The sequence below is a fragment of the Mesorhizobium sp. WSM4817 genome (assembly GCF_055811135.1).
The window spans coordinates 118,143-142,305 of sequence record NZ_JBVVQQ010000013.1 but is presented as its reverse complement, the minus strand read 5'-3'; the positions used below and the strand labels follow the sequence as shown (position 1 = coordinate 142,305).

Here is a 24,163-nt window from a genome sequence, read left to right as displayed (position 1 = left end):
GGCTTTTTTTACACTATAGGCACGGTTCCTCCGTCGATTAGGTACTCCGCACCCGTGATCGAAGAGGCACGATCGGAAGACAGAAAGGCAACGAGATTGGCGATCTCGGCCGGGCTTGAGGGGCGACCGAGGGGGATTCCACCGAGGGAGTCCATGATGATCTTCTTGCCGCCTTCGACGTCGGTGCCTGCCTCATCCGCGAGACGTCGGGCGAGCTTGACGGAGGCCTCGGTTTCAATCCAGCCTGGTGACACGCGAACGACACGCACGCCTTTCGGCGACACCTCCTTGGAGAGGCTTTTGCTGTAGGTCGACAACGCCGCCTTCGCCGCGGCGTACGCGGTCGTGGCTTCCGGCAGGGGAAGCAGCCTCTGGATGGAAGAGACGTGGATCACCACGCCGCTTCCCTGCGCGATCATTCCCGGTATCAGTTCTCGGTCGAGCCGCACGGCGGGAAACAGGTTGAGATCGAGTTCCTTGTGCCAATCACTGTCGCCCAGCGCCGAGAAGCCGCCTGCCGGCGAGGAAGAACCGCCGAGCATGTGAACGATAATGTCGACGCCGCCCAACTTACCCCTGACAGCTTCGGCCACCGTGAAGCAGCCTTCGCTGGTGGAAAGATCGGCAGCCACGAAAAGCTCCGCCGAAGAGTTCGCGGGGAACGAGCGGGCCGTCGTCAGTACACGCGCGCCGAGTTTGCGGAACAGGTCGACGGTTGCGGCACCAGCTCCCTTTGTGCCGGAAGTGATCAGGGCGCGCTTGCCTGACAGGTTCAGGAAGTCGCTCATGCGCCGATCTCCAAGGTTGCGATCTTGTCGCCCATCAGACGGAAGACGTAGGTGAGACTTACAGGGCTGCCGGGAAACTCGCCGGTGACTTTGGCGATCACCTTCGTCCCATGCTCGTCAGTGAGGGCTTCGAGCGGATCGGCGACATGCCGATACCTGGCTTTCGACCATTCCCACCAATTGCCGATGGCATAGTGCCCGGAGTAGGAGCGGCCCTCGTCATGGACAGCGGCCGTCTGCGCGAAGCAGGCCAGCAGAGCCTCGCAGTTGTTCTTCCGATCCGCTTCGAAATAAGCCTGGATCGCCTGAGGCAGTTGCATCTCTCATCTCCTCTGGGGAATTGTTCGCTCCACAATTAGGCGTATTTCGATGTTCGGATAATTGGGATAAATATGGATGTCGAATTGCGGAAAGTGGGATAATGGCGAGACCAGGCCTTCACGATCTGGAAGCTGTCGTAGCCGTTGCTCGCAGATCCTCTTTCCGCGGCGCGGCGCTTGAACTGGGAATGTCGACGACTGCCCTTAGCAATGCCGTCGGCAAGCTGGAGGCCCACCTTGGCGTTCGCTTGTTCAACCGAACCACCCGCAGCGTATCTCTGTCGGATGCCGGTCGCCTGTTCGTCGAGAACGTCGGTCCTGCGTTGCAAGACATCCACGGTGCCATGGATGCAGCGCGCTCAAAGCAGGCAAACCCCACGGGAACGCTCCGCATCAATTCCTATGCCACTGCCGCGCGAGAAATCCTTTCACCCCTGCTTCTGGAGTTCATCAGGCGTTACCCGCAGGTCCATATCGATCTGGTCACCGAGGGACGGCTCTTGGACATCGTCGCGGAAGGCTTCGACCTGGGCGTGCGTCGCGCCACCCTCGTGCCGAGTGACATGATTGCGATCTCGCTGGGTCGGCCGCAGAGAAATGTGGTCATAGGCTCGCCCGACTATTTCAAAAGCTATGGTACGCCTTCCACACCGACTGACCTCCTTCAACATCGGTGTATCCGTATCCGGCTGCCGAATGGCGCGCTCTTTCGCTGGCGCTTCGAGAAGGATGGGGAACCGCTATTGATCGATGTGAACGGACCGATGACTTTGGATGAGGCAAGCCTGTCCCGCGGCACAGTGCTCGAAGGCGTGGCGCTGGGCTACGTAATGGAACGTGACGTGCGCGAGGATATTGAGGCAGGGCGGTTGATCAGCGTTCTGAAGGAATGGCTGCCGCCTTCCGACGAACTCTGCCTCTATTACCCGGGACGACGGAATCCATCCGCGGCGCACAGAGCATTCGTTGAGCTAGCACGGGAACTCGGATCAAAAGCCCGAAACACGGCTTAAGCGCCGTTCCGCTTTGCGCCGCAATGGGCGTCGTTCGAGCTGTCGATCGCCTTCCAAAAGCAGACATAGTTGTGTTGCCGAAGTTCAGCCGAATATTTCGGCGCATGCGTTCGAACACTCCGTCCGCCACTGACAAACCAACCTACACCACCTTCCGTCAGCTGGCGCGCGAGAACTCGTTCGCCGCCGCCATCAGCGCACCGGGATCAACTCCCATGCAGCGCAACGCACGTGCCGCGACGCGCCCTGCTCCATTGCGACGACTATAGCCACGACATGCGCACCCAGCAGTGGACGGTGATCGTTTCGGTTGGCCGCCAATTCCTTCATCACCTCAGCTCCCGACGGGGCTGGGTCATAAAGGCCTGCCGCTCCCTGAAGCGGTTCTGGGGTCAAACCCCAGGATATTTGTTCGCCGGCGTTCACCCCAACGGAGCGCAGGGCTTCCCAATATTGAGCGCCGACCACGTCGCGGAAGCCAGCGGCATCCGCCCCAATTTCGCGGAATGCGAGACGGGCGGTATTGTCGGGAAGATCGATGGCCGCCAGCAGGAAATGTTCGGCGCCGGCCTGTCGCTGCTGGTCCTTTAAAGCGTAGTTTTCGGCACTTTCGCACAGTGTCTTGATGGTGCGGACGTTCGATAGACGGGTTTTGATGCCGCTGAGCATGATCGTCTCCTATGGCGGATTGTCCTGGGCGTTGATGTCGGACAGCCGCTTATGGGCTGCCTGTTTGGAGATGCCGAGTGCCTGGGCAATCTTCGCCCAGGACCAACCTTGCTTCAGGGCCGCCCTGACCGCTCTACGCTCCAATAGGTCAGCCGCTCGCCGAAGCGCAACGACCGCAGCCAATGCTTCCTCCGGCTGGTCAGGTGTGGGCAGTTGGCGGACATCGATCATGCGTCAACATTAGTTGACGAAATCGTCTCCCGTCAACATATGTTGACGGGACGATGCATTCGGGTCGGTTTCCAGAGAACCCGGGGCAGAGCGGCCGCCAGGCACGCATCTGTGACTTCTGGTTTGGGAAAAAATCCGATGCTTGAACAAAAAGATCAGTCAGGAGCGCGATAGGCCAGAACCCCCGGTCGGCTTGCTCAGGCTCTGCAAGGAGCCAGGTGTTGCGCCGCCGTTCCAGCCCAACACCGAGCAGCCGGAGCCGGACCCATTGCGGTCATTGGCACGCGCTGACGAATCTTTGTGCGCCCGAGCCTACGGACTCGAGTCGATCCGGGCACAAGCCGAACAAGCAGCAGGGCAGCCCAATCCGCCGCTGCTCGGTTTTGATGGGCCACGGCCCAATCGCCGATCGGGGAAGATCCACGTTCGAGATCGGGTCATTGGCAGGAAAGTGCGATCTCGCTGACGCGCCTCCTGGTTCGTTGTTACTTGGCAGCCCGGGTGGTAGAATGACGATGAGTTCAGGCAAAATAGCTTTATCATTTTCGAGCGCCATGACTTTCGTGCCGCGCGCTGCAGCCGCTGCGATGAGTATCTTATGGAGAGGACAGTCGTGACAGTCCCAGAGGACGACTTTTTCGTCCTCTCGAGCTTGCCGCCAAGTCAGGCGCAGAAGCAGCTCGCTCTCGTTTTTGTGCTTGGCCTTTTGGCCGTCTACGTGTTGATCACTGTTAGTCCGCTCTCGGGCATCCATCTGAGCCGGGTCGACGCCTTCGTCCCTGCCTATGCGACAGCGATGTTCGTGAACGATTCGATCACCGCAATCCTCCTGTACACTCAGTTTTCCATCCTGCGCTCACGTGCCACGCTCCTGATTGCAAGCGGATATCTCTTTACAGCGCTCATGCTGATCCCGTTTGTTCTGGCATTTCCAGGTCTGTTCACGCCAAAGGGCGGCCTGGTGGGCGGCATGCAGAGTACGTCATGGATCTACTTTTTCCAGCACGCTGGCTTTCCCCTATTTGTCATAGGCTATGCCCTCTCAAAGGGCTCGAACCCCAGCAAACGATTTCGACAGGGTACCGTGCGGGGGCAGATCGCTGTCAGTGTCGCCCTGACTGCAGCTGTGGTCTCGTTAGCGTCTTTTTTTTTCATAGCGGGCGAAGCGTCGTTACCGCGCGTGACCCTAGATTCCACTCGCCTTAGCCCGGTGTGGCCCTATGTGGGTGCGCCCGTCGCGTTGTTGAGTATCGTCGCCATCGTCGTGCTCTGGATCCGGCGACACTCAATGCTCGATCTTTGGTTGATGGTCGTCATGATCTTATTCACGATAGAGATGCCTTTAAGCTATTACCCCGATCCGGCCCGCTTCAGCCTTGGCTGGTATACCGTCCGCATCTTCGGAGTTCTGTCCAGCGGTCTCGTCCTTATGGTTCTGCTTCACGAGATAACGACCCTTTATACGCGGCTTCTCGGAGCGGTCCGTGGCCAGCGTCACGAGCGCGAGGCGCGACTGGTAACCGGCGACGCAGTCGCAGCCACGGTTGCGCATGAAGTCAAACAACCTCTATCTGGCATTATAACAAGCGCCGATGCGGGCCTGCGGTTTCTCAGTCGCTCAATGCCCGATCTGGAGGAAGCAAAGGAGGCATTCAAGCAGATTATCGCCGGTGGTCATCGCGCGGCAGCGGTGATCGACGGAATTAGAACGATCTTCAAGAAAGAAGACCGCAAGCGAGCTCCGCTCGACCTCAACAGCCTTATCGGGGAAACACTCGCCCTGGTGCGAGAGGGTCTGGCGAAACACCGGATAATGGTCGAAGCCGAGCTGGATGAACGCCTGCCGCGGGTACCAGGCGATCGAATCCAGCTACAGCAGTTGCTTGTAAACCTGATCACGAACGCCATCGATTCCATGGCCGCGGTCGGCGGGGCGCGGGTGCTGTCCGTGAAATCCAAGTTGCATGACGATGGCAACGTAACGGTTTCGGTTGCGGACACTGGAACAGGAATTGGTCCGCAAGACGTGAATCGAATATTCAACCCGCTCTTCACGACAAAGCCCGACGGCATGGGGATGGGCCTGTCGATCTGCAGATCGATCGTCGAAGCCCACGATGGGCGGTTGTGGGCGGCCCCGAACACGCCCCGGGGTGCCATATTTCATTTTAGCGCAACTCGATCTGTCTCCGCATGACAAGGATCCGTCTGTGATCAAAGTCGCACCGAACAGTTTGCAGCCGACGACAGAGGTCGAGCCTGCTGTCTATGTGATCGATGACGACGTCGGAATCCGCGACTCGCTCGGCCTGTTATTCCGCTCGGTCGGTTTGCGCGCCGAACTATTCCATTCGGCGAACGAACTCATGCAAAGCAAGCTGCCTCCGATCCCGAGCTGCCTGGTTCTCGATGTTCGGCTACCGGGGTTGAGCGGCTTCGAGCTTCATGCCGAGTTGACCAAGGCCGATGTCCATATTCCCATCATCTTCATCACTGCACACGGCGATATCCCCATGTCCGTACGGGCTATGAAAGCCGGCGCCGTCGACTTCATCACCAAGCCGTTTCGCGACCAGGATATGTTGGATGCCGTCACCGCCGCGATCACCCGCGACCGGGCCAGGCTGGATGCCGATCGCGCACGGCTCGACTTAAAGGGCCTGTTCGACAGCCTGACGTCGCGCGAACAGGAGGTGATGGCGCTCGTCGCTACCGGCTTAATGAACAAACAGATCGCCGCTCACATCGGCCTCAGCGAGATTACGGTTAAGATTCATCGCGGCCACGCGATGAAGAAGATGCGTGCGAAATCGCTCGCGGACCTGGTCAAAATGGCCGAAGCACTCGGTATCGGCCGGGAAATGTCCTCGTAGCCTCATATCTATGTATGACTTTCGAACACAGCCGACTCGTACCATTGTCGGTGCGCATTGATGGGCCAATCGCTTGCCAGACACTCCCGTTATTTCAATCGTCGACGATGACGAATCCATTCGAAGCGGAACTACGAGTCTTGTACGGTCGCTTGGGTTTGTCGCCCACGCTTTCCCATCCGCACGCGCGTTCTTGCATTCGGAACAACTGGCTCAAACCTCGTGTCTGATTTCAGACATCCAGATGCCGGAGATGAGCGGAATCGAGTTGCACGATATCTTGCGCATACGTGGACATCACACGCCCATCATTTTCATCACGGCCTTTCCCGATGAAAAGGCGCACGCTCAAGCGTTGGTTCGAGGCGCCGTCTGCTTTTTGAGCAAGCCTTTTGACGGCGACACGCTGTCTCGCTGCCTCGACGTTGCATTGAGAAACAATGCCGGTGAGAGCGACTAGCGTCGCCGATCGCTGGGCGCGATCAGGCTCAGCAGACCGCAAAGTCCAATCGTCGAAGCGCATACGTTCAACCGAGGGACGCTCGGGCCCGCCGGGGCCTATAAACCTAGGTATGACCGCCATAAACGAACACGCGGTCACGACCAACCTACGTCCGATGGAGCGCGCACTGGAGTGAGAGCACAACTAAAGTGTTCAACCACTCTAATGGCATCGCGCAACGAAGGAGACTGATCATGTCCACGGCATCACCGGCGCCAAATCGGCGCGACTTTCTTGCCACATCGGCCACCGCATTGCTTGCCACTTCGGCAGGTGCTGCCGCGTTCAACTTCACCTCGTCTCAGCCGGCGGCCGCGGCCGATGCCGGTTTAATCCGCCCCTTCACCGTGAGCTTCCCGCAGGAGGAGATCGACGAGCTACGCCGTCGCATCGCTGCCACGCGCTGGCCCGATCACGAGTTGGTGTCCGAAGCAGCTTCTCGGCGGACTTCGGCGACGTTGGCGGCAGGCGACACACAAGGCGTGCAACTCGCGACGATGCAGAAGCTCATCCAGTACTGGGGAACGGAATATGATTGGAGCAAGTGCGAGGCGCAGCTGAAGTCGCTGCCACATTTCGTCACCGAGATCGACGGGCTGGACATCCACTTCATCCACGTGAAATCAAGCCATCAGGGTGCGCTGCCGGTCATCATCACGCATGGCTGGCCCGGTTCGGTCATCGAGCTGCTGAAGGTCATCGATCCGCTCACGAACCCCACGGCGCATGACGGAACCGCGGCCGACGCGTTCGACGTGGTGATCCCGTCGATGCCGGGCTACGGCTTTTCCGCCAAACCGACCCAACCCGGTTGGGATCCGGTGCGCATCGCGAAAGCGTGGACCGTGCTGATGAAGCGCCTGGGCTATAACCGGTTTGTTGCACAGGGCGGCGACTGGGGGGCTCTCATCACCGAACAGATGGCTCTGATGGCGCCTCCCGAGCTGATCGCCATCCACACCAATATGCCAGCGACCATTCCGCCCGAGATTGTGAAGGCGCTTGCCGCCGGCAGTCCGCCTCCCGCCGATCTCGGGCCCGACGAAAAGCGCGCCTACGAGCAGGTCGCCTTCTTCTACAAGTTCGGCCTGGGCTATGCCAACGAGATGGCGCTTCGTCCGCAGACGCTTTACGGGCTCGTCGATTCACCGGCCGGCCTGGCGTCATGGATTCTCGATCACGATGCGGACAGTTATGCACTGATAGCCCGCTCCTTCGATGGGGAGCCGGAGGGCCTTACCCGCGACGACATCCTCGACAACATCACGCTCTATTGGCTGACCAACACGGCCATCTCGTCGGCCCGGCTCTATTGGGAACACCGGCAAACGGCGAAGGCGGGCTTCTTCGACGCCAAAGGCATCACCATTCCCGTCGGCGTGAGCGCGAACCCCAGCGAGATCTACACGGCGCCGAAGAGTTGGACCGAGCGCGCGTTCCCGAAGCTCCTGCATTACGGTCACCCGCCCAAGGGCTGCCACTTCGCGGCATGGGAACAGCCGAAGTACTTCACCGACGACGTGCGCGCATCGTTCAAGACGTTGCGGACGGCGTGAAGTGTTGAGCGGGGATGGCGCGCCGGACGTGCGCGTCACCCTCCGCCTGGCGATTAACCCCCAGCGCATCTCCAAAAGGAGAGAATGCAATGAACCTTCTCATCCAGACGCTCACCGCACTCGCGGCTTGCACCGTGTTCGCCACGGGTGCGTTCGCCCAGAGCACGGTCGTGCCCATCGACAACGAGCCCGCGCCAAAGCTGATCGTGGAGCCGCCGCTTCCGGGTCCGTTGGCCGGGGGCGTGGTGTTCATCCCGTACCGGGTGGAGAACCTGCGCATCCTGCCTGTCGGTGGGCCGGCCGCGCGCAACGTGTCTCCGCGGGTCGGGCATCTGCACCTCACCGTCGACGACCTGCCCTGGGCGTGGGCGGACTACGGTCAGAGCGACACCATCATCCTGGTGGGCATGCCGCGCGGTCAGCACAAGGTCCTGGTCGAGGTGGTGGACGCCGAAGGTAACGTCTTCACCAAGCAAACGGTGACGTTCCACTCGCCGGGCAAGGAGATTCAGCCATGAAGCTCCACAAGCTGGCGACCGTGCTGGCATTCGGGCTTTGCATCTTTTCCGCCTTGGCCAACGCCAGTGCGGCCGAAGATCGCTCGATCCGGCCCTTCACCGTCAGCATCCCGCAAGCGGCGCTCGAAGATCTTCGTCGGCGCATCGCCGAAACACGGTGGCCGGATCGCGAGACGGTCGATGACCAGTCGCAGGGCATACAGTTGGCGAAGCTGAAGCCGCTCGTCAAGTATTGGGGCACTGGCTACGACTGGCGAAAGGCCGAGGCCAAGCTCAACACCCTGCCTCAATTCATGACAACGATCGACGGCGTGGACATTCACTTCATTCACGTCCGCTCGAAGCATCCCAATGCTTTGCCGCTGATCATGACGCATGGCTGGCCCGGGTCGGTGTTCGAACTGCTCAAGACCGTGGGCCCGCTGACGGATCCCACAGCTCATGGCGGACGAGCGGAGGACGCGTTCGATCTCGTCCTGCCTTCGATGCCGGGATATGGCTTCTCCGGCAAACCGACAGAGACGGGTTGGGGACCTGATCGCATCGCGCAAACCTGGGCGGAGCTGATGAAACGCCTGGGTTACACCCGCTACGTCGCACAGGGTGGCGACTGGGGCTCCCCCGTCTCCAGCGCGATGGCGCGCCAGGCGCCGACAGGTCTGCTCGGCATTCATATTAACTTGCCGGCGGTGGTGCCGCCCGAGATTGCCGCGGTGCTCGCCGTCGGCGGGCCAGCGCCAACGGGACTCACGGATAAGGAACGCGCAGCGTTTGACGCGCTCAGCGCCGCAGCCAAGATGGGGAACAGATCCTACGCTACGATGATGGGCACCCGGCCGCAGACGATCGGCTACGCCATCAATGACTCTCCCACAGGCCTCGCGGCGTGGATGCTCGGACATCCGGGCTTCTCACGCTGGACATACGACAACAGCGATCCCGAAAAGTCCCCGGACGAGGTGCTGGACGACATTACTCAGTACTGGCTGAGCAACAGCGCGACCTCAGCAGGGCGGCTGTACTGGGAGTACGGTGGACGCAGCGTTGTTTTTGCGGCCGTCGAGCGGACCCTCGAGATCGCGCTGCCGGTGGCCATCACGGTCTTTCCGGAGGAAACTTATCTGGCCCCGGAGACGTGGGCCCGGCGCGCCTATCCAAACCTGATTTACTTTCATGAGGTCGACAAGGGCGGGCACTTCGCCGCCTGGGAGCAGCCCGAACTGTTTTCCGCCGAGTTGCGTGCGGCGTTCCGACCGCTCCGACAAGATTTCTGAGACGCGTACCAGGCCCCAGCCCGGACGCGTTCAATGCTCAACAGGTTAAACCCAAGGAGATCGACATGAGCAGCACCACTCAGACGCATAGCGAAAAACCGATCGAAACTTCCGGAACGCGGACGCTCGACATGAAGCTCGAGGCCGTGGTTATCCCAGTTTCGGACGCAGCACGCTCCAAGCAGTTTTACGAAGGCCTGGGTTGGAGGCTCGACGGCGACTTCGTCGTCGGCGACACGTTCCGGGCGATGCAGTTCACGCCTCCGGGCTCGCCGGCCTCGATCCATTTCGGCACCGGTATCACGTCGGCCGCGCCCGGCTCCGCAAGCGGGCTTTTCCTCGTCGTGTCGGACATTGACGCCGCGCGCGCCGAACTCATTGGCCACGGCGTCGAGGTGAGCGAAGTATTCCACCGCGCCGGTCCGGGCAAACCAGCGCTCAGCGGCAGGCATCCGGAGCGGCAGAGCTATTCCTCTTACGCAACCTTCAAGGATCCAGACGGCAACGAGTGGCTACTGCAGGAGGTCACCACCCGGCTCCCTGGCCGGGTCGATTCCAATACGACGGACTATGCCTCGGTAGCGGATCTTGCGGCCGCAATGTGGCGCGCGGGGTTAGCCCATGGCGAGCACGAGAAGCGCAACGGCGGCCAGCGCGATGAGAATTGGCCCGACTGGTACGCCAAGTACATGGTGGCGGAGCAGGCGGGCAAGCCGCTGCCGCTTTAAGCAGCAACCGAAAATTGGGTGAGCGGGACGGGTCACCGTCCCGCCGCCAAACTTAGCCGGCGATCCAAGCCAGGTTTGCGGCTGACGGTTTCACGCGCAGTTGCCAGCGCAATCGAATGGGAGAGCAATCATGACGTATTCCAAAATGGGCATCGCGATGGTGACCGGCGCCTCCGCCGGGATTGGAGCGATCTACGCCGACCGGCTCGCGCGCCGCGGCTATGACCTCATTCTCGTGGCGCGCAGCCAGGAGAGGCTGGACGAAGTGGCCAAGCGCATCGCCGGCTCAACGAATTGCAACGTCAGCACCGTTGCGGCTGACCTCAACGACAAGGCGGATGTGGGCCGGATCGAGACCTTGCTCGGCGCCGATCCCGCCATCACGCTGTTGGTCAATAACGCTGGCATCGGCGCTGTCGCGCCGCTCTTGAAATCCGACATCGACAAGATGCAAGCGATGATCGGGCTCAACATCACGGCGTTGACCCGCCTGACTTATGCAGCGGCTCCGGCCTTTGTGGCGCGAGGCGGCGGCACAATCATCAACATCTCGTCAGCGGTCGCCATCGCGCCGGAAATCCTCAACGGTGTCTATGGCGCGACGAAAGCCTTTGTGCTCGCTTTCAGCCTGTCGCTCCACAAGGAGCTTGCGGACAAGAAGCTGCGCATCCAGGCGGTTCTGCCCGGCGCCATCGCCACCAATTTTTGGGACGTATCAGGAGGTTCACTCGACGATCTGCCGAGCAAGGCGATCATGCAGTCCGATGACCTCGTCGACGCGGCCCTTGCCGGCCTCGACCAGGGCGAGTTGGTGACTATTCCCTCGCTTCCCGACGTCGCCGACTGGCACGCCTATGAAGCGGCGCGGCAGAAACTCATCCCAAATCTTTCGCTCAACGCCTCGCCGGCGCGGTACGACATCGCCGTGGCCGCGTAACCAAGCGAAAACTCAATGAGTCAGCCTGAGTAAAGCGCCAGAGGAGAATCAAAATGGACAAACTTTTGACGGCGGTCCTCGAGGCGCATGGCGGTTTGCCGAATTGGGGCAACGTTACAAGCATCACTGCGCAAATGTCGCTTGGGGGCGTATTTTGGGCTGCAAGGGGCTGGCCGGACGTCTACTCCAAGCAGACCGTCACGCTCGATCCACATCGCGAGCACATCGTTTTTTCGCCCTTCACAGCACCAGACCGTATGTCCGTGCTGGATGTCGCTCCCGAGCGGGTCGCTATCGCTACGCGCGACGGCCGCATCATCGAGGAACGTTTCAATCCACGTGGCTCATTTCCGCTGCCCTTTCTGGATGGCAGCACACCTTGGGATGCGATCCAGGTGGCGTACTTCACGAGCGCCGCCGTATGGAACCACCTCACGGCGCCGTTCGTCTTCACACTACCCGGTGTCGAAGCACGAGAAATCGCCGCCTGGAGAGAGGGCGCGCAAACGTGGCGACGGCTGGCCGTCACGTTCCCTAGGACCATCGCCAACCATAACGCCGATCAGGTCTTTTATTATGACGATGCGTTTATGCAGCGGCGCATGGACTATTCGCCCGACGTGACTGGAAACCCGCTGGTCGCACACTACGCTTATGACCACAAAACCTTTGACGGGTTCGTATTCCCGACACGGCGGCGTGTGCTTCTGCATGACGCCGAGGGGGTCGCAAACCAAGCATTCGCACCTATCACGGTCGACGTGTCCGATGTGACAGTCGACCGAAGATAATCCTCCACCAGGCACCATGCCATATCAACGGATACAAGCCACTATGACCGAACAGATCGACCTCCATCGACGTCACCTTTTGGGCGTGGCCGTCACCACCGTTGCGGCCGCTCAGTTTGCCATGACGGGCTCGGCAAATGCGCAGTCCAGCATTACGAAACCGGACGCCAGCACAATCGAACCAGAAGCAAACACGTCGTTCGGTCCGTTGAAGCAGGTTCAAGCTGGCGTACTCGACATTGGATATGCCGAGGTCGGTCCTGGCAAAGGGCCGGTCGTCATCCTCCTGCATGGATGGCCGTACGACATCCACACCTATGTCGACGTTGCGGCGATCTTGGCGTCGAAAGGCTTTCGGGTCGTCGTTCCATATCTACGCGGCTATGGCACCACGCGGTTCCTCTCCAACAAAACGCCACGCAATGGCCAGCAGGCGGTGGTCGCGATTGATGTCATTGCGCTGATGGATGCACTGCAGATCGATAAGGCGATCGTCGGCGGTTGCGACTGGGGCGCACGCACGGCCAACATCATCGCGGCATTGTGGCCGGAACGCTGCAAGGCCTTGGTTTCGGTCAGCGGCTACCTGATCGGCAGCCAGGAGGCCAACAAGATGGCGCTGCCGCCGAAGGCCGAGCTGCAGTGGTGGTACCAATATTACTTCGCCACTGAGCGGGGCCGCGCTGGCTACGGGAAATACACGCGGGATTTTGCCAAGCTGATCTGGCAACTCGCTTCTCCGCAGTGGAATTTCGACAACGCCACCTTCGAGCGCAGCTCTACCGCCTTCGACAATCCGGATCATGTCGACATCGTAGTACACAACTACCGCTGGCGGCTCGGGTTGGCGGAAGGCGAGCCACAATATGACGAACTGGAGCTGCGACTTGCGAAAGCTCCGGTCATCGCCGTGCCGACGATCACTCTGGAGGGCGACGCCAACGGCGCGCCGCATCCCGACCCCAGCGCCTACGCCAAGATGTTCTCCGGCAAATACGAGCACCGGCTCATATCCGGCGGCATAGGGCATAATCTTCCTCAGGAAGCACCGAAGGCGTTTGCAGACGCCATAATTCAGGTGGCGAGTCTAGCCTGAGCAAACGGCCCATGCCACGATACATGATCGACCATGCCCAAGGCAAAAACTGATGAAATCACACCCGGGGCAATCCCTCCGATACGAAATGAACATTTGGCGCGGCCAGGACGGCTTTCGTCGCCCTTTACAGTGGCTCCTCGCACCCATTGTGGGGGCAGTAGCCGGCTTGGCCTACGCGCTGATGTTCGACGTCGAGGCCCTGCACTCCGCAGTCAGAGGCGTGTTCATCGGAACTCCTATTCTGTTGTATGAGCGCGGCGTTATCTTGCGCCGATGGCGCAATGTGATCCGGCAAGCGGCAACGCCGGTCTTCGTCGTGGCTACGATCGCAACCTACGTGTTGATGATCTTGATCGGCAACGCCGCCGCCGGCACAGCGCTTCACCATCTCCTCGGCTACATGAGCACCGCGCGGGAAGCCATGGTGATGTCGGAGTCCGGTCTTCTGTATTCACTCGGCGTCTCCACCCTCGTCGCATTCGTGTTGCGACTACGTGACCTTATCGGGCCAAGCCTGTTCACCAGCCTGCTTCTCGGTCGTTATCACCGTCCCATCAAGGAGGAGCGGATCTTTCTGTTCCTCGATGTCAGTGGCTCCACGCACTTCGCGGATCGGTACGGAGATCTGGAGACCCAGGCCTACCTCGGACAGATATTCAACGCACTTGCGTCTCCTGTTCGTCGCTCCCAGGGCTCTATTGACGACTACATCGGGGATATGGCGCTGGTCACCTGGCCCATGGATCGCGGCATGCGGGACGCCGCGTGTCTTCGTTGCGTCTTCGACTTCGCGGCGGCCATAAGGAATCAGGCGGCGGCGTGGCAAGCGCGTTTCGGGCAAGTGCCGGAGTTTCGCGCCGTCCTGCATTGCGGCCCGGTCGTTACCGCTGAGATTGGCCTTGAGCGACACAAGATCGCGTATTTCGGCGATGTCGTGAACACCACTGGACGTCTGGAGTCGCTATCCAAGGCTCTCGGTCATCCCATTCTGGTCTCCGCAGATATTCTCGCCGGTATCCGTGTTCTACCTCCACATGTCGTCGCGGAGAACCTCGGATTTCATGTGATTGGAGGCAGAGATGAACCGCTTCAGATATCAGCCGTAAGGCTAGCACTGGGAAGCTGATTGGAGTGGCGCCATCATTACTATCTCCGTGCATCCACTTATCTTCGATGCCCATTACGGCAGTCGCCGTCACCCCTGTCCGCTTTTGAGGGTCCAGGTTCCGCAGCTGCCGGACCGCTTTCGGGCCCAAGGCCAGTCAGCAGCGCGCATTTTGCAGCCAAGTGGAATCACTTCGCGTCGCAGAAATGCAGCTAAGACAAATAGATGGAGCGGGATACCCAGTTCAATTTGAACGTATCCCGCTCTAGTCGGGACGGCGATAGGCCAGAACCTCGGTCGGCTCGCTCAGGCTCTGCAAGGAGCCAGGTGTTGCGCCGCCGATCCAGCCCAACACCGAGCGGGCGAGCTCGGCGCCGGCCAGCCGGAAGTTCTCGTTGACGACCAGCAATTCCCTGCGAAACAGGTGCAGCAGGTCGGATGACTGCTTGGACACCACGTCGACGTCCCGGCCGAGCTTGAGGCCGGCGTCCTCGATGCCGGCGACGATGGCGAGTGTCGCGGCAGCGGCACTGCTGACGAAACCGTCCGGCCTGACGTCGCGGCGCATCAGCTGCGCGGTCCTCATCCTGATCTGCTCGATCGAATGGTCGACCGAAACGGTGTTGAACGGGATCTCGCTGGCGCCGACCTCGCTCAGCGCATCGGTGAAGCCGTTCAGCGTATGACTGTGGTAGGTCAGCTCGACTGGAGGCGCCAGCAGAGCCAGCCGGCGGCGGCCGATGCCGGCCAGGTGGCGCACAGCCTCGGTCGCGAACGCGTAATTGTCGAAATCATGATAGGGGTGGATCAGCCCCATATCGGTGCGGCCATGCGTGGCGAAGGGAATGCCACGCTCGAGCATGTAACGGGCCCTGGGGTCATTCGGCTGGGTGCGCGAAATGATGACGCCGTCGGCGGAGCCGGTTTCCACCAGATAACGTATCGGGTCCAGGGGATCCTGAGAGCGTGAATAGGGGGTGACGATCAGGTGATAGGGTGTGTCGGCGATGACTTCCGAGACGCCGTAGATGATGTCCGAGACAAAGCTCATGATCTCGCGCTCGGTGTTGAGCACGAGGCTGATGACGTTGGTCTTGCCGGTCCGCAGGCGCACACCGGCGCGGTTCGGCCGGTAGCCGATCTGCTTGGCGACGAGCTGGACGCGTCGCCTGGTCTCGGCGCCGATCTCGGGCGCGTCCTTCAGTGCCCGCGACACGGTGGTGACGCCCAGCCCGGTCATGAAGGCAAGCGTCTTCAATGTCGGCCTGCCCAGTGCCGAGGCCTCGTCGTCCTTTTCCGTCTGATCTCTGTCCATTCGTCCCGCCCGTCAGGCGCATAGCAGTTGCCGTGCAGGTCGGCAATCGGTGATGAACACCCTATATACTGAAACGTTACAGATTGTCACTTGCCATCGCGCAGCGGCCAGTAAAAGCTAACCTGGAATGAGCGGCGCTCCATTCGACGCAAAGTCGGTGTGCGTCGGCAAGGACTTGCCCGCGAGCAAGGGTTTGCCGTTTTTTCACGCATTGCAGCATCATTTTGCAGTGCAGCCTGGCTTGCTGCCGTGCAGTAGGCGGACATTGCGCGGCGGGTTTGTTCGCGGCTCGAAAAAATGCCGAGCTGCTCCTGTTCGGGGGTTGCGCGCTTCCAACAATTGCCGTATCGAAAATCTGTAACGTTTCAGATTCTGGGAGGAGCCGAAATGCGATACCATTTCATGACCGCTGCGTTGGCAGTGACAACCGCGCTGCCATTCGCCGGCCCGGCGGCAGCGACGGATCTGGAAGTGACCCATTGGTGGACTTCAGGCGGCGAGGCGGCGGCGGTCGCCGAATTCGCCAAGGCGTTCGACGCGACAGGCAATCATTGGGTCGACGGCGCCATCGCCGGCTCCGGCGGCACGGCGCGGCCGATCATGATCAGCCGCATCACTGGCGGCGACCCTATGGGCGCCACCCAGTTCAACCACGGAAGGCAAGCGGAAGAATTGGTGCAGGCCGGTCTGATGCGCGATTTGACCGAACTGGCCACCAGGGACAAGTGGGCGGAAATCGTGCAGCCGAAGAGCCTGCTCGACGGCTGTACCCTCGACGGCAAGATCTATTGCGTGCCGGTCAACATCCACTCCTGGCAGTGGCTGTGGCTGTCGAACGCGGCCTTCGAAAAGGCCGGTGTGCCGGTGCCGAAGAATTGGAATGAATATGTTGCAGCAGCCCCTGCGCTGGAGAAGGCAGGTATCATACCGCTGGCGGTCGGCGGGCAGCCCTGGCAATCCTCGGGCGCCTTCGACGTGCTGCTTACGGCGGTCGGCGGCACGGACGCTTTCTTGAAGGTCTATCGCGACAAGGATGCCGAATTCGCCGCCGGGCCCGAGGTCGCCAAGGTGTTCAAGGCCGCGGACGATGCCCGCAAGATGGCGAAGAACACCAATGTGCAGGACTGGAACCAGGCCACCAATCTCGTCATCTCCGGCAAGGCCGGCGGCCAGATCATGGGCGACTGGGCGCAGGGCGAGTTCCAGGTTGCCGGGCAGACCGCCGGCAAGGACTATACGTGTCTTCCCGGCCTTGGCCTGAACGAGGTCATCGCCACCGGCGGCGATGCCTTCTACTTCCCGCTGCTGCAGGATGCGGAAAAGTCCAAGGCGCAGGAAGCGCTGGCCGAAACGCTGCTCGATCCCAAGACGCAGGTCGCCTTCAACCTCAAGAAGGGCTCGCTGCCGGTGCGCGGCGATATCGACCTCAAGGCGGCGAACGACTGCATGAAGAAAGGACTGGAAATCCTGGCCAAAGGCAGCGTCATGCCGTGGACGGACCAGCTGCTGTCGCAAGACACCCAAAAGCAGAAGGAGGACCTTTTTTCCGAGTTCTTCGCCAAGCCGGACATGACCGTGGAAGAGGCACAAAAGCGTTTCGCCGACATCATCGCCTCAGCGGACTGACTTTTCGACGAACCGCTCGCTCCCAGCCCGCCGCGGGGCCGGGAGCTCAGGGTCAAGACCCTGACCCTTCGGCCTTGACCCTTGGCCCTGACCCTTCGGCCTTACCCGATCCAGCCCGGCTGTGCAGATGAGCAAGAGCGAACGCCCCAACCAACTCTTCCGCAACCTCAACGCCAAGGTCGCCTCTATTCCGATGGTCCTCACCGCACTGGTGATCTTCGTCGGCGGCAGCGCCTGGACGGTGCTCTATTCCTTCACCAATTCAAAACTGCTGCCGCGGCTAAACTTCGTCGGGCTCGACCAGTATTATCGGCTGTGGTCGACGCCGCGCTGGCTGGTCTCGATCGAGAACCTGCTGGTCTACGGCGTGCTGTCGCTGGTGTTCTCTCTGGTCATCGGCTTCATGCTGGCGGCGCTGCTCGACCAGAAGATCCGCTTCGAGGACACGTTCCGCACCATCTTCCTCTACCCGTTCGCGCTCTCCTTCATCGTCACCGGTCTGGTCTGGCAGTGGCTGCTCAACCCGGAGTTCGGAATCCAGGGGGTGGTGCGCGGCCTCGGCTGGGAAAGCTTCAGCTTCGATCCGCTCTACAATTCCGACATCGTCATCTACGGCATCCTGATCGCCGCGCTCTGGCAAGGCACCGGGCTGATCATGTGTCTGATGCTGGCGGGCCTGCGCGGCATCGACGAGGATATCTGGAAGGCCGCGCGGGTGGATGGGATACCCACCCTGAAGACCTATCTGTTCATCATCATCCCGATGATGCGACCGGTCTTCATCACCGCGCTGGTCATCATCGCTGCCGGCATCGTCAAGGTCTATGACCTGGTTGTCGCACAAACCAGCGGCGGTCCCGGCATCGCCTCCGAAGTGCCGGCCAAATATGTCTATGACTACATGTTCTTCGCCCAGAACCTCGGCCAGGGCTTCGCCGCCTCGACCATGATGCTGCTGTCGGTGGTGGTCGTGATCGTTCCCTGGGCCTATCTCGAATTCGGAGGCAAGAAGCGTGGCTGACCTCGCCGTTCCCCTGCCTGCCGGTACGGGCTCTATCGGGCTTGAGGCATCCGGGCCGCGAGGGCCCAAGCCGCGGCATGTGTTCTCGCGCCGCAACATCTTCCTCTATGGCACGCTCATCGTGGTGGCGCTGTATTATCTGCTGCCGCTCTATGTGATGGTGGTGACGTCGCTCAAGGGCATGCCGGAGATACGCCTCGGCAACATCTTCTCGCCGCCGCTCGAGATCACCTTCGAGCCTTGGGTGAAGGCCTGGTCCAGCGCCTGCACCGGCCTCAACTGCGACGGGCTCTCGCGCGGCTTCTGGAATTCGGTGCGCATCACCGTTCCGTCGGTCATCCTGTCGATCGCCATCGCTTCGGTGAACGGCTACGCGCTTGCCAACTGGCGCTTCAAGGGAGCCGATACTTTCTTCGTCATCCTGATCGTCGGCGCCTTCATCCCCTATCAGGTGATGATCTATCCGATCGTCATCATCCTGCGCGAGATCGGCCTCTACGGCAGCCTGAGCGGCCTGGTGATCGTCCATTCCATTTTCGGCATGCCGATCCTGACGCTGTTATTCCGCAACTATTTCACTTCCATGCCGGAGGAACTGTTCCGGGCGGCGCGCGTCGATGGCGCCGGCTTCTGGGGCATCTATTTCCGCATCATGCTGCCGATGTCGCTGCCGATCTTCGTCGTCGCCATCATCCTGCAGGTGACCGGCATCTGGAACGACTTCCTGTTCGGCGTCGTCTACACCCGCCCCGACACCTATCCGATGACGGTGCAGCTCAACAACATCGTCAACTCGGTGCAAGGCGTGAAGGAATACAACGTCAACATGGCCGCCACCATCCTGACCGGCCTGGTTCCGCTCGTCGTCTATTTCGTTTCGGGCAAGCTTTTCGTGCGTGGCATCGCCGCCGGCGCGGTGAAAGGATGATGATGACAAGACTCGAAAATCCCAGCGTTTCGATCCAGGACCTGTCGCTGAATTTCGGCGCAATTTCGGTGCTGGAAACCCTCAACATCGATGTCGCCGAGGGCGAGTTCATCGTGCTGCTCGGGCCGTCCGGCTGCGGCAAATCGACCTTGCTTAACTGCATCGCCGGCCTGCTCGACGTTTCGGACGGCCGCATCTTCATCAAGGGCAAGAACGTCACCTGGGAGGAGCCCAAGGACCGTGGCATCGGCATGGTGTTCCAGTCCTATGCGCTCTACCCGCAGATGACGGTGGAGAAGAACCTGTCGTTCGGGCTGCGCGTTGCCGGCATTCCCAGGGACGAGATCGCTAGGCGCATCGCTCGGGCCGCCGAGATCCTGCAGATCGAGCCATTGCTGCAGCGCAAGCCGTCGGCGCTTTCGGGCGGCCAGCGCCAGCGTGTGGCGATCGGGCGGGCGCTGGTGCGCGATGTCGACGTCTTCCTGTTCGACGAGCCGCTTTCCAATCTCGACGCCAAGCTGCGCGCCGAGCTGCGCGTCGAGATAAAACTGCTGCACAGCAAGCTGCAAAACACGATGATCTATGTCACCCACGACCAGATCGAGGCGATGACGCTGGCCGACCGCATCGCGGTGATGAAGGGCGGCGTCATCCAGCAGCTCGACGCACCGCAAAAGATCTACAATCGCCCGGTCAACCGTTTCGTCGCCGGCTTCCTCGGCTCTCCGGCAATGAATTTCCTCGACGGCCGGCTGGAGAAGGACGATGGCAACTGGCACTTTGTCGCCGAGGAAGTGCGGATCCCGCTTGCCACCTACGCTTTCGAAAAGGAGCCGGTGCCGGGAGCGGCGGTGTTCGGCATCCGGCCCGAGCATGTCGCGTTCAACAGCGGCACTGGATGGCCGTTCACAGCCACGGCAAATGTCGTGGTCGTCGAACCCATGGGGTCCGACACGCTGGTCTGGCTAAAGCTCGGAAATCAGAATTTCACCGTGCGGGTGACATCTGAGCGCACGCCAAACAGCGCCGACACTGTGAGCATCGGTTTTGACCCGATGCGCGCTTCGCTGTTCGACGCTGCCACCGGCACTCGCCTGTAACACCCCGAGAATTCACCCTCCAAGCACATCCATCCCCAGAGAACGGACAGAGACGATGAATTGGTCATTCCAACTTTACAGCGCCCGCAACTTCCAACCCTGGGTAGGGGTGCTCAAGATGCTGGGCGAGCTCGGCTACGCGCAAGTAGAAGGGTTCGGCGGCGTCTATGACGACCCCGCGGCATTTCGTGCCGAACTCGACAAGAACGGCCTCGCCATGCCGACCGGCCATTTCTCGATCGATGCGCTCGAGAACGATTTCGACGGCGTGCGCAAGATCGCCGACGCGCTCGGCATCACGCTGCTCATCTGCCCCTATCTGGTCGCCGAGAGCAGGCCGACCGACGCGGCCGGCTGGCGCGGCTTCGGCGAACGCCTGGCCAAGGTCAGCGAGACGGCTGAAAAGACCGGCTATGGCTTTGCCTGGCACAACCATGATTTCGAGTTCAAGAAGCTTGCCGACGGTTCGGTGCCGCAGGACCATATCCTGGCGGCAGCGCCCGACATCGGCTGGGAGATGGACGTCGCCTGGGTGGTGCGCGGCGGCGACGATCCGCTGCCCTGGATCGAGAAGCATGGCAAACGCATCGCCGCCGTCCATGTCAAGGACATCGCCAAGCCTGGCGAGGGCCTCGACGAGGACGGCTGGTCTGATGTCGGCCACGGCACGATCGACTGGGCCGGCCTGATCCAGGCGCTGCGCGCCGAGAGCGCCGCCAAATACTACGTCGTGGAACACGACAACCCCAACGATATCGAGCGCTTCGCCCGCCGCTCGATCACCGCCGCCAAGACCTATTAGGAGCAAACCAGCATGGCAAGAAAACTTGGGGTCGGCGTCATCGGCTGCGGCAACATCTCGAAGGCGTATTTTTCGCTGGCGCCGCTGTTTCGCGGCATCGAGATGCGCGCCTGCGCGGATATCGACATGGATGCAGCCAAAGCGCGGGCGAAGGAGTTCAAGCTGCGCGCCGAGACAGTCGAAGGACTGCTCAAGGCCGGCGACATCGACATCATCGTCAACCTCACCGTTCCGGCGGTGCACTATGAGGTGTCGAAACAGATCCTCGACGCCGGCAAGCACGTCTATTCGGAAAAGCCGTTCGTGCTGTCGGTCAAGGAAGGGCTGGACCTGAAGAAGCTGGCGGAGAAAGAGGGACTGCGTATCGGCTCGGCGCCGGACACTTTCCTCGGTGGCGCGCACCAGCTTGCCCGCAACCTGATCGACACTGGCAGGCTCGGCAAGATCACCAGCGGCACATGCCACGTGATGAGCCATGGGATGGAGCACTGGCACCCCAATCCGGATTTTTTCTTCCAGCCTGGCGCTGGTCCGGTGCTTGATATCGGACCCTATTACATCACCAACCTGATCCAGCTGATCGGGCCGGTGAAGCAGGTGGCGGCCTTCGCTTCGATCCCCTCGACAGAACGCACCATCAGTTCGAAGCCGCGCGCGGGCGAAAAAATCCTGGTCGCGACGCCGACGACCATCCACGGCGTGATGGAGTTCGAGAATGGCGCCGTGGTGACGCTCAATAGCAGCTGGGACGTGTGGAGCCATGGCCATGCGCCGATGGAACTCTACGGCGAATTGGGCACGGTGTTTTTGCCGGATCCGAATTTCTTTGGCGGCGACGTTCGCTTCACCAATGCCGCCAAGCCGGTCAAGAAGCTGCCGAAATGGAAGCATCCGTTCGGCGTGGCCAACCAGATGCATTCGCACGGCATGATGGCCAACTATCGCACTGCCGGTCTTGCCGACATGGCGCTGGCGATTGCGGAAGGCCGGCCGCATCGCTGTTCGATGGAACTGGCGCTGCATGCCGTCGATGTGATGACCGGCATGCTGCGGTCGGGCGCGAGCGGAAAGTTCGTTGCCATGCAGACCACCTGCGAACGGCCTGCGGCACTGGGCGTCAAGGACGCGGAAGGGCTGTTGGCGAACAAGAAAGGGCTCTTGGCAAAGGAGAAGTAGCATAAGCGCTTCAGCGATCCCTCTCCCCATAGAAACGGCGAGAGGCTAAGGGTGAGAGGCAGAGCCGACTCACACTTTATCGCGGTGGCAACTGCCGGGCTCGCTTTTGATTTGAGGATCTCCCATGCCCTATGTGCCCGCCGAAAACCGTTACGAGAACATGGTCTACAATCGCTGCGGGCGATCCGGCCTGAAATTGCCAGCGATCTCGCTCGGGCTCTGGCACAATTTCGGTGACGACACGCCGCACCGGACCAAGCAGGCGATCGCGCGCAAGGCCTTCGATCTCGGCATCACGCATTTCGACCTCGCCAACAATTACGGGCCGCCGCCCGGTTCGGCGGAGACGGCTTTCGGCGAAATCCTGCGGACGGATTTCTCCTCTTTTCGTGACGAGCTGATCATCTCGACCAAGGCCGGGTATGAGATGTGGGCCGGACCCTATGGCGAGTGGGGCGGGCGCAAATATGTGCTGGCCAGCCTCGATCAGAGCCTGAAGCGGATGGGGCTCGACTATGTCGACATCTTTTATTCGCACCGCTTCGACCCTGATACTCCGCTGGAAGAAACGATGGGCGCGCTCGATCACGCGGTGCGCTCGGGCAAGGCGCTTTATGCCGGCATCTCCTCCTACAATTCGCAGCGCACACGCGAGGCCGCCGACATATTGAAGCAACTCGGCACGCCTTGCATCATCCATCAGCCGAGCTATTCGATGCTCAACCGCTGGGTCGAGGACGATGGTCTGCTCGACACGCTGGAGGGGCTCGGCGTCGGCTCAATCGTGTTCACGCCGCTGGCGCAAGGCATGCTGACCGACAAATATCTCGGCGGCATCCCTGAGGGCAGCCGCGCCAGCCAGGGCAAGTCGCTGCGGCCGGCCTTCATCAACGACAAGACCATCGTCAACATCAAGGCGCTGAACGTCATCGCCGGCCGACGCGGCCAGACGCTGGCGCAGATGGCGCTGGCCTGGGTGCTGCGCAAAGGCCGGGTGACCTCGGCGCTGATCGGCGCCAGCCGGCCGGAACAGGTCGAGGATTGCGTCGGCGCGCTGAAGGCGCTCGATTTCAGCGATGCCGAACTCGCCGAAATCGACACCTACGCGCGCGAGGCCGACATCAATCTGTGGGCCGCCTCCGCCGAGCGCAAGGGTCCGCCACGGAAGTGACAATCACTTCAGGTTTGCATCGATTGGCATAGCCAAACAATGCCTCGGAGTTGGCCGGCTTCTGGGCCATGCCGACACAGAAACAGTAGCAAAAAGGCCGGTTCGTCGCTATCTGGAGAGAATTGAAGCCGCTTGCATGCGGAAAATGACGAGCAACCGGCGCAAAACGGGTTGGAAACAGGATCATGGCGGCAAGGGATGTGCTGACGAAGAACCAGTTGTGCGTGCTCGAGAAACTCGAGGCCGCCAGCGGGCCGCTCAGCGCCTATACATTGCTTGACCAGCTTCGCGATCGGGGTTTTCGCGCCCCCCTGCAGGTCTATCGCGCGCTCGACACGCTGGTGAAGTCCGGCTTCGTGCACCGGCTCGAAAGCCTCAATTCCTTTGTCGCCTGCGCCGAGCCGCACGACCACAGCCATTCGATGACCGCCTTTGCCATCTGCGACACATGCGGGCAGGTGACCGAATTCTCCGACCATGATGTCGGGCACCGGCTCGACGAATGGGTACGCTCGACCGGCTTCGCCGCCAAGAAGGCGGTGATCGAGTTTCGCGGGACCTGTGCCAAATGCCTGGCCGAGGCGGCTTAAGGGCCGGTTGTGCCGTGACCTAGCGGTGGA

At 61.0% G+C, this 24,163-nt stretch carries 25 protein-coding genes; 20 read left to right on the top strand and 5 right to left on the bottom strand.

Translation table 11 applies throughout. From position 1 onward, the window contains the following. Window positions 1–8: 8 nt before the first annotated feature. Both AC0L2K_RS19125 and AC0L2K_RS19120 read right to left on the bottom strand, forming a co-directional pair. Complete coding sequence (locus AC0L2K_RS19125) at window positions 9–788, bottom strand: SDR family oxidoreductase (protein ID WP_473532051.1); 780 nt, start codon at window positions 786–788, stop codon at window positions 9–11. Beyond that, window positions 785–1,108: a nuclear transport factor 2 family protein gene (locus tag AC0L2K_RS19120; RefSeq protein ID WP_287066939.1), complete on the bottom strand. Its 324-nt coding sequence runs from the start codon at window positions 1,106–1,108 to the stop codon at window positions 785–787. The genes AC0L2K_RS19125 and AC0L2K_RS19120 overlap by 4 nt, the downstream gene beginning before the upstream one ends. A gap of 101 nt (window positions 1,109–1,209) precedes the next feature. Here AC0L2K_RS19120 and AC0L2K_RS19115 point away from each other — a divergent pair, with 101 nt between their 5' ends. Next, window positions 1,210–2,121, top strand: coding sequence for a LysR family transcriptional regulator (locus AC0L2K_RS19115; protein WP_473532050.1), 912 nt, complete (start codon window positions 1,210–1,212; stop codon window positions 2,119–2,121). 192 nt (window positions 2,122–2,313) lie between these two features. On the opposite strand, the gene AC0L2K_RS19110 is transcribed toward AC0L2K_RS19115, so the two are convergent. Continuing rightward, complete coding sequence (locus AC0L2K_RS19110; protein WP_473532049.1) at window positions 2,314–2,790, bottom strand: Clp protease N-terminal domain-containing protein; 477 nt, start codon at window positions 2,788–2,790, stop codon at window positions 2,314–2,316. Between the two features lie 9 nt (window positions 2,791–2,799). Then, window positions 2,800–2,973, bottom strand: coding sequence for a helix-turn-helix domain-containing protein (locus tag AC0L2K_RS19105; RefSeq protein ID WP_236375973.1), 174 nt, complete (start codon window positions 2,971–2,973; stop codon window positions 2,800–2,802). 661 nt (window positions 2,974–3,634) lie between these two features. On the opposite strand from AC0L2K_RS19105, the gene AC0L2K_RS19100 reads away from it, so the two are divergent. The 11 genes from AC0L2K_RS19100 to AC0L2K_RS19050 all read left to right on the top strand — a co-directional run bounded on the left by AC0L2K_RS19100 (window position 3,635) and on the right by AC0L2K_RS19050 (window position 14,425). Then, entirely contained in the window at window positions 3,635–5,218 is a 1,584-nt protein-coding gene (locus tag AC0L2K_RS19100) for an MASE4 domain-containing protein (RefSeq protein WP_473532048.1), read from the top strand. A 13-nt stretch (window positions 5,219–5,231) separates the two neighbouring features. Next, window positions 5,232–5,894: a response regulator transcription factor gene (locus AC0L2K_RS19095; RefSeq protein ID WP_128247318.1), complete on the top strand. Its 663-nt coding sequence runs from the start codon at window positions 5,232–5,234 to the stop codon at window positions 5,892–5,894. 73 nt (window positions 5,895–5,967) lie between these two features. Further along, window positions 5,968–6,354, top strand: coding sequence for a response regulator transcription factor (locus AC0L2K_RS19090; RefSeq protein WP_128247319.1), 387 nt, complete (start codon window positions 5,968–5,970; stop codon window positions 6,352–6,354). Window positions 6,355–6,590: 236 nt separating this feature from the next. Next, window positions 6,591–7,952 carry an epoxide hydrolase family protein gene (locus AC0L2K_RS19085; protein ID WP_287184057.1) on the top strand — a complete coding sequence of 454 codons (1,362 nt, stop codon included), beginning with the start codon at window positions 6,591–6,593 and terminating at the stop codon, window positions 7,950–7,952. An 89-nt stretch (window positions 7,953–8,041) separates the two neighbouring features. Continuing rightward, on the top strand, window positions 8,042–8,470 hold the full coding sequence (locus AC0L2K_RS19080) for a DUF6130 family protein (RefSeq protein WP_077380650.1): 429 nt from the start codon (window positions 8,042–8,044) through the stop codon (window positions 8,468–8,470). Further along, window positions 8,467–9,744, top strand: coding sequence for an epoxide hydrolase family protein (locus AC0L2K_RS19075; RefSeq protein WP_473532047.1), 1,278 nt, complete (start codon window positions 8,467–8,469; stop codon window positions 9,742–9,744). The genes AC0L2K_RS19080 and AC0L2K_RS19075 overlap by 4 nt, the downstream gene beginning before the upstream one ends. Window positions 9,745–9,809: 65 nt before the next feature. Then, on the top strand, window positions 9,810–10,472 hold the full coding sequence (locus AC0L2K_RS19070) for a VOC family protein (RefSeq protein WP_287208536.1): 663 nt from the start codon (window positions 9,810–9,812) through the stop codon (window positions 10,470–10,472). Between the two features lie 130 nt (window positions 10,473–10,602). Then, a complete protein-coding gene (locus AC0L2K_RS19065) occupies window positions 10,603–11,409 on the top strand; it encodes an SDR family NAD(P)-dependent oxidoreductase (RefSeq protein WP_473532046.1) in 807 nt (268 codons plus the stop codon). Window positions 11,410–11,462: 53 nt separating this feature from the next. Beyond that, entirely contained in the window at window positions 11,463–12,200 is a 738-nt protein-coding gene (locus tag AC0L2K_RS19060) for a hypothetical protein (RefSeq protein ID WP_473532045.1), read from the top strand. 43 nt (window positions 12,201–12,243) lie between these two features. Next, window positions 12,244–13,296 (top strand): alpha/beta fold hydrolase, encoded by a 1,053-nt coding sequence (locus AC0L2K_RS19055; RefSeq protein WP_473532044.1) that lies wholly within the window; start codon window positions 12,244–12,246, stop codon window positions 13,294–13,296. Window positions 13,297–13,465: 169 nt separating this feature from the next. Further along, window positions 13,466–14,425 (top strand): adenylate/guanylate cyclase domain-containing protein, encoded by a 960-nt coding sequence (locus AC0L2K_RS19050; protein WP_473532043.1) that lies wholly within the window; start codon window positions 13,466–13,468, stop codon window positions 14,423–14,425. Between the two features lie 244 nt (window positions 14,426–14,669). On the opposite strand, the gene AC0L2K_RS19045 is transcribed toward AC0L2K_RS19050, so the two are convergent. After that, window positions 14,670–15,719, bottom strand: a complete 1,050-nt coding sequence (locus tag AC0L2K_RS19045) for a LacI family transcriptional regulator (RefSeq protein ID WP_473532042.1) — start codon at window positions 15,717–15,719, stop codon at window positions 14,670–14,672. A gap of 387 nt (window positions 15,720–16,106) precedes the next feature. On the opposite strand from AC0L2K_RS19045, the gene AC0L2K_RS19040 reads away from it, so the two are divergent. From AC0L2K_RS19040 to AC0L2K_RS19005, 8 genes are all read left to right on the top strand, one after another. Next, window positions 16,107–17,345 carry an ABC transporter substrate-binding protein gene (locus AC0L2K_RS19040; RefSeq protein ID WP_473532041.1) on the top strand — a complete coding sequence of 413 codons (1,239 nt, stop codon included), beginning with the start codon at window positions 16,107–16,109 and terminating at the stop codon, window positions 17,343–17,345. A 127-nt stretch (window positions 17,346–17,472) separates the two neighbouring features. After that, entirely contained in the window at window positions 17,473–18,366 is an 894-nt protein-coding gene (locus AC0L2K_RS19035; RefSeq protein ID WP_027153094.1) for a carbohydrate ABC transporter permease, read from the top strand. Continuing rightward, a complete protein-coding gene (locus AC0L2K_RS19030) occupies window positions 18,359–19,294 on the top strand; it encodes a carbohydrate ABC transporter permease (protein ID WP_023797406.1) in 936 nt (311 codons plus the stop codon). Before AC0L2K_RS19035 ends, AC0L2K_RS19030 begins: the two co-directional genes overlap by 8 nt. 2 nt (window positions 19,295–19,296) lie before the next feature. Continuing rightward, a complete protein-coding gene (locus tag AC0L2K_RS19025; RefSeq protein ID WP_473532075.1) occupies window positions 19,297–20,394 on the top strand; it encodes an ABC transporter ATP-binding protein in 1,098 nt (365 codons plus the stop codon). A 55-nt stretch (window positions 20,395–20,449) separates the two neighbouring features. Continuing rightward, window positions 20,450–21,196 (top strand): sugar phosphate isomerase/epimerase family protein, encoded by a 747-nt coding sequence (locus AC0L2K_RS19020; RefSeq protein ID WP_473532040.1) that lies wholly within the window; start codon window positions 20,450–20,452, stop codon window positions 21,194–21,196. Window positions 21,197–21,208: 12 nt separating this feature from the next. After that, entirely contained in the window at window positions 21,209–22,372 is a 1,164-nt protein-coding gene (locus AC0L2K_RS19015) for a Gfo/Idh/MocA family protein (protein WP_473532039.1), read from the top strand. 124 nt (window positions 22,373–22,496) lie between these two features. Beyond that, on the top strand, window positions 22,497–23,543 hold the full coding sequence (gene mgrA / locus AC0L2K_RS19010; protein WP_473532038.1) for an L-glyceraldehyde 3-phosphate reductase: 1,047 nt from the start codon (window positions 22,497–22,499) through the stop codon (window positions 23,541–23,543). Window positions 23,544–23,728: 185 nt separating this feature from the next. After that, entirely contained in the window at window positions 23,729–24,133 is a 405-nt protein-coding gene (locus AC0L2K_RS19005) for a Fur family transcriptional regulator (protein ID WP_023797411.1), read from the top strand. The last annotated feature ends 30 nt before the right edge of the window (window positions 24,134–24,163 follow it).

Excerpts from the sequence above, each read along its gene's own strand:
- AC0L2K_RS19120 (WP_287066939.1), bottom strand. The coding sequence starts at position 1,108 with ATGCAACTGCCTCAGGCGATCCAGGCTTATTTCGAAGCGGATCGGAAG.
- AC0L2K_RS19065 (WP_473532046.1), top strand. The coding sequence starts at position 10,603 with ATGACGTATTCCAAAATGGGCATCGCGATGGTGACCGGCGCCTCCGCC.
- AC0L2K_RS19060 (WP_473532045.1), top strand. The coding sequence starts at position 11,463 with ATGGACAAACTTTTGACGGCGGTCCTCGAGGCGCATGGCGGTTTGCCG.
- AC0L2K_RS19015 (WP_473532039.1), top strand. The coding sequence starts at position 21,209 with ATGGCAAGAAAACTTGGGGTCGGCGTCATCGGCTGCGGCAACATCTCG.
- AC0L2K_RS19045 (WP_473532042.1), bottom strand. The coding sequence starts at position 15,719 with ATGGACAGAGATCAGACGGAAAAGGACGACGAGGCCTCGGCACTGGGC.
- AC0L2K_RS19085 (WP_287184057.1), top strand. The coding sequence starts at position 6,591 with ATGTCCACGGCATCACCGGCGCCAAATCGGCGCGACTTTCTTGCCACA.
- AC0L2K_RS19115 (WP_473532050.1), top strand. The coding sequence starts at position 1,210 with ATGGCGAGACCAGGCCTTCACGATCTGGAAGCTGTCGTAGCCGTTGCT.
- AC0L2K_RS19075 (WP_473532047.1), top strand. The coding sequence starts at position 8,467 with ATGAAGCTCCACAAGCTGGCGACCGTGCTGGCATTCGGGCTTTGCATC.
- AC0L2K_RS19110 (WP_473532049.1), bottom strand. The coding sequence starts at position 2,790 with ATGCTCAGCGGCATCAAAACCCGTCTATCGAACGTCCGCACCATCAAG.
- AC0L2K_RS19005 (WP_023797411.1), top strand. The coding sequence starts at position 23,729 with ATGGCGGCAAGGGATGTGCTGACGAAGAACCAGTTGTGCGTGCTCGAG.
- AC0L2K_RS19025 (WP_473532075.1), top strand. The coding sequence starts at position 19,297 with ATGACAAGACTCGAAAATCCCAGCGTTTCGATCCAGGACCTGTCGCTG.
- AC0L2K_RS19080 (WP_077380650.1), top strand. The coding sequence starts at position 8,042 with ATGAACCTTCTCATCCAGACGCTCACCGCACTCGCGGCTTGCACCGTG.
- AC0L2K_RS19055 (WP_473532044.1), top strand. The coding sequence starts at position 12,244 with ATGACCGAACAGATCGACCTCCATCGACGTCACCTTTTGGGCGTGGCC.
- AC0L2K_RS19020 (WP_473532040.1), top strand. The coding sequence starts at position 20,450 with ATGAATTGGTCATTCCAACTTTACAGCGCCCGCAACTTCCAACCCTGG.
- AC0L2K_RS19070 (WP_287208536.1), top strand. The coding sequence starts at position 9,810 with ATGAGCAGCACCACTCAGACGCATAGCGAAAAACCGATCGAAACTTCC.
- AC0L2K_RS19040 (WP_473532041.1), top strand. The coding sequence starts at position 16,107 with ATGCGATACCATTTCATGACCGCTGCGTTGGCAGTGACAACCGCGCTG.
- mgrA (WP_473532038.1), top strand. The coding sequence starts at position 22,497 with ATGCCCTATGTGCCCGCCGAAAACCGTTACGAGAACATGGTCTACAAT.
- AC0L2K_RS19125 (WP_473532051.1), bottom strand. The coding sequence starts at position 788 with ATGAGCGACTTCCTGAACCTGTCAGGCAAGCGCGCCCTGATCACTTCC.
- AC0L2K_RS19035 (WP_027153094.1), top strand. The coding sequence starts at position 17,473 with ATGAGCAAGAGCGAACGCCCCAACCAACTCTTCCGCAACCTCAACGCC.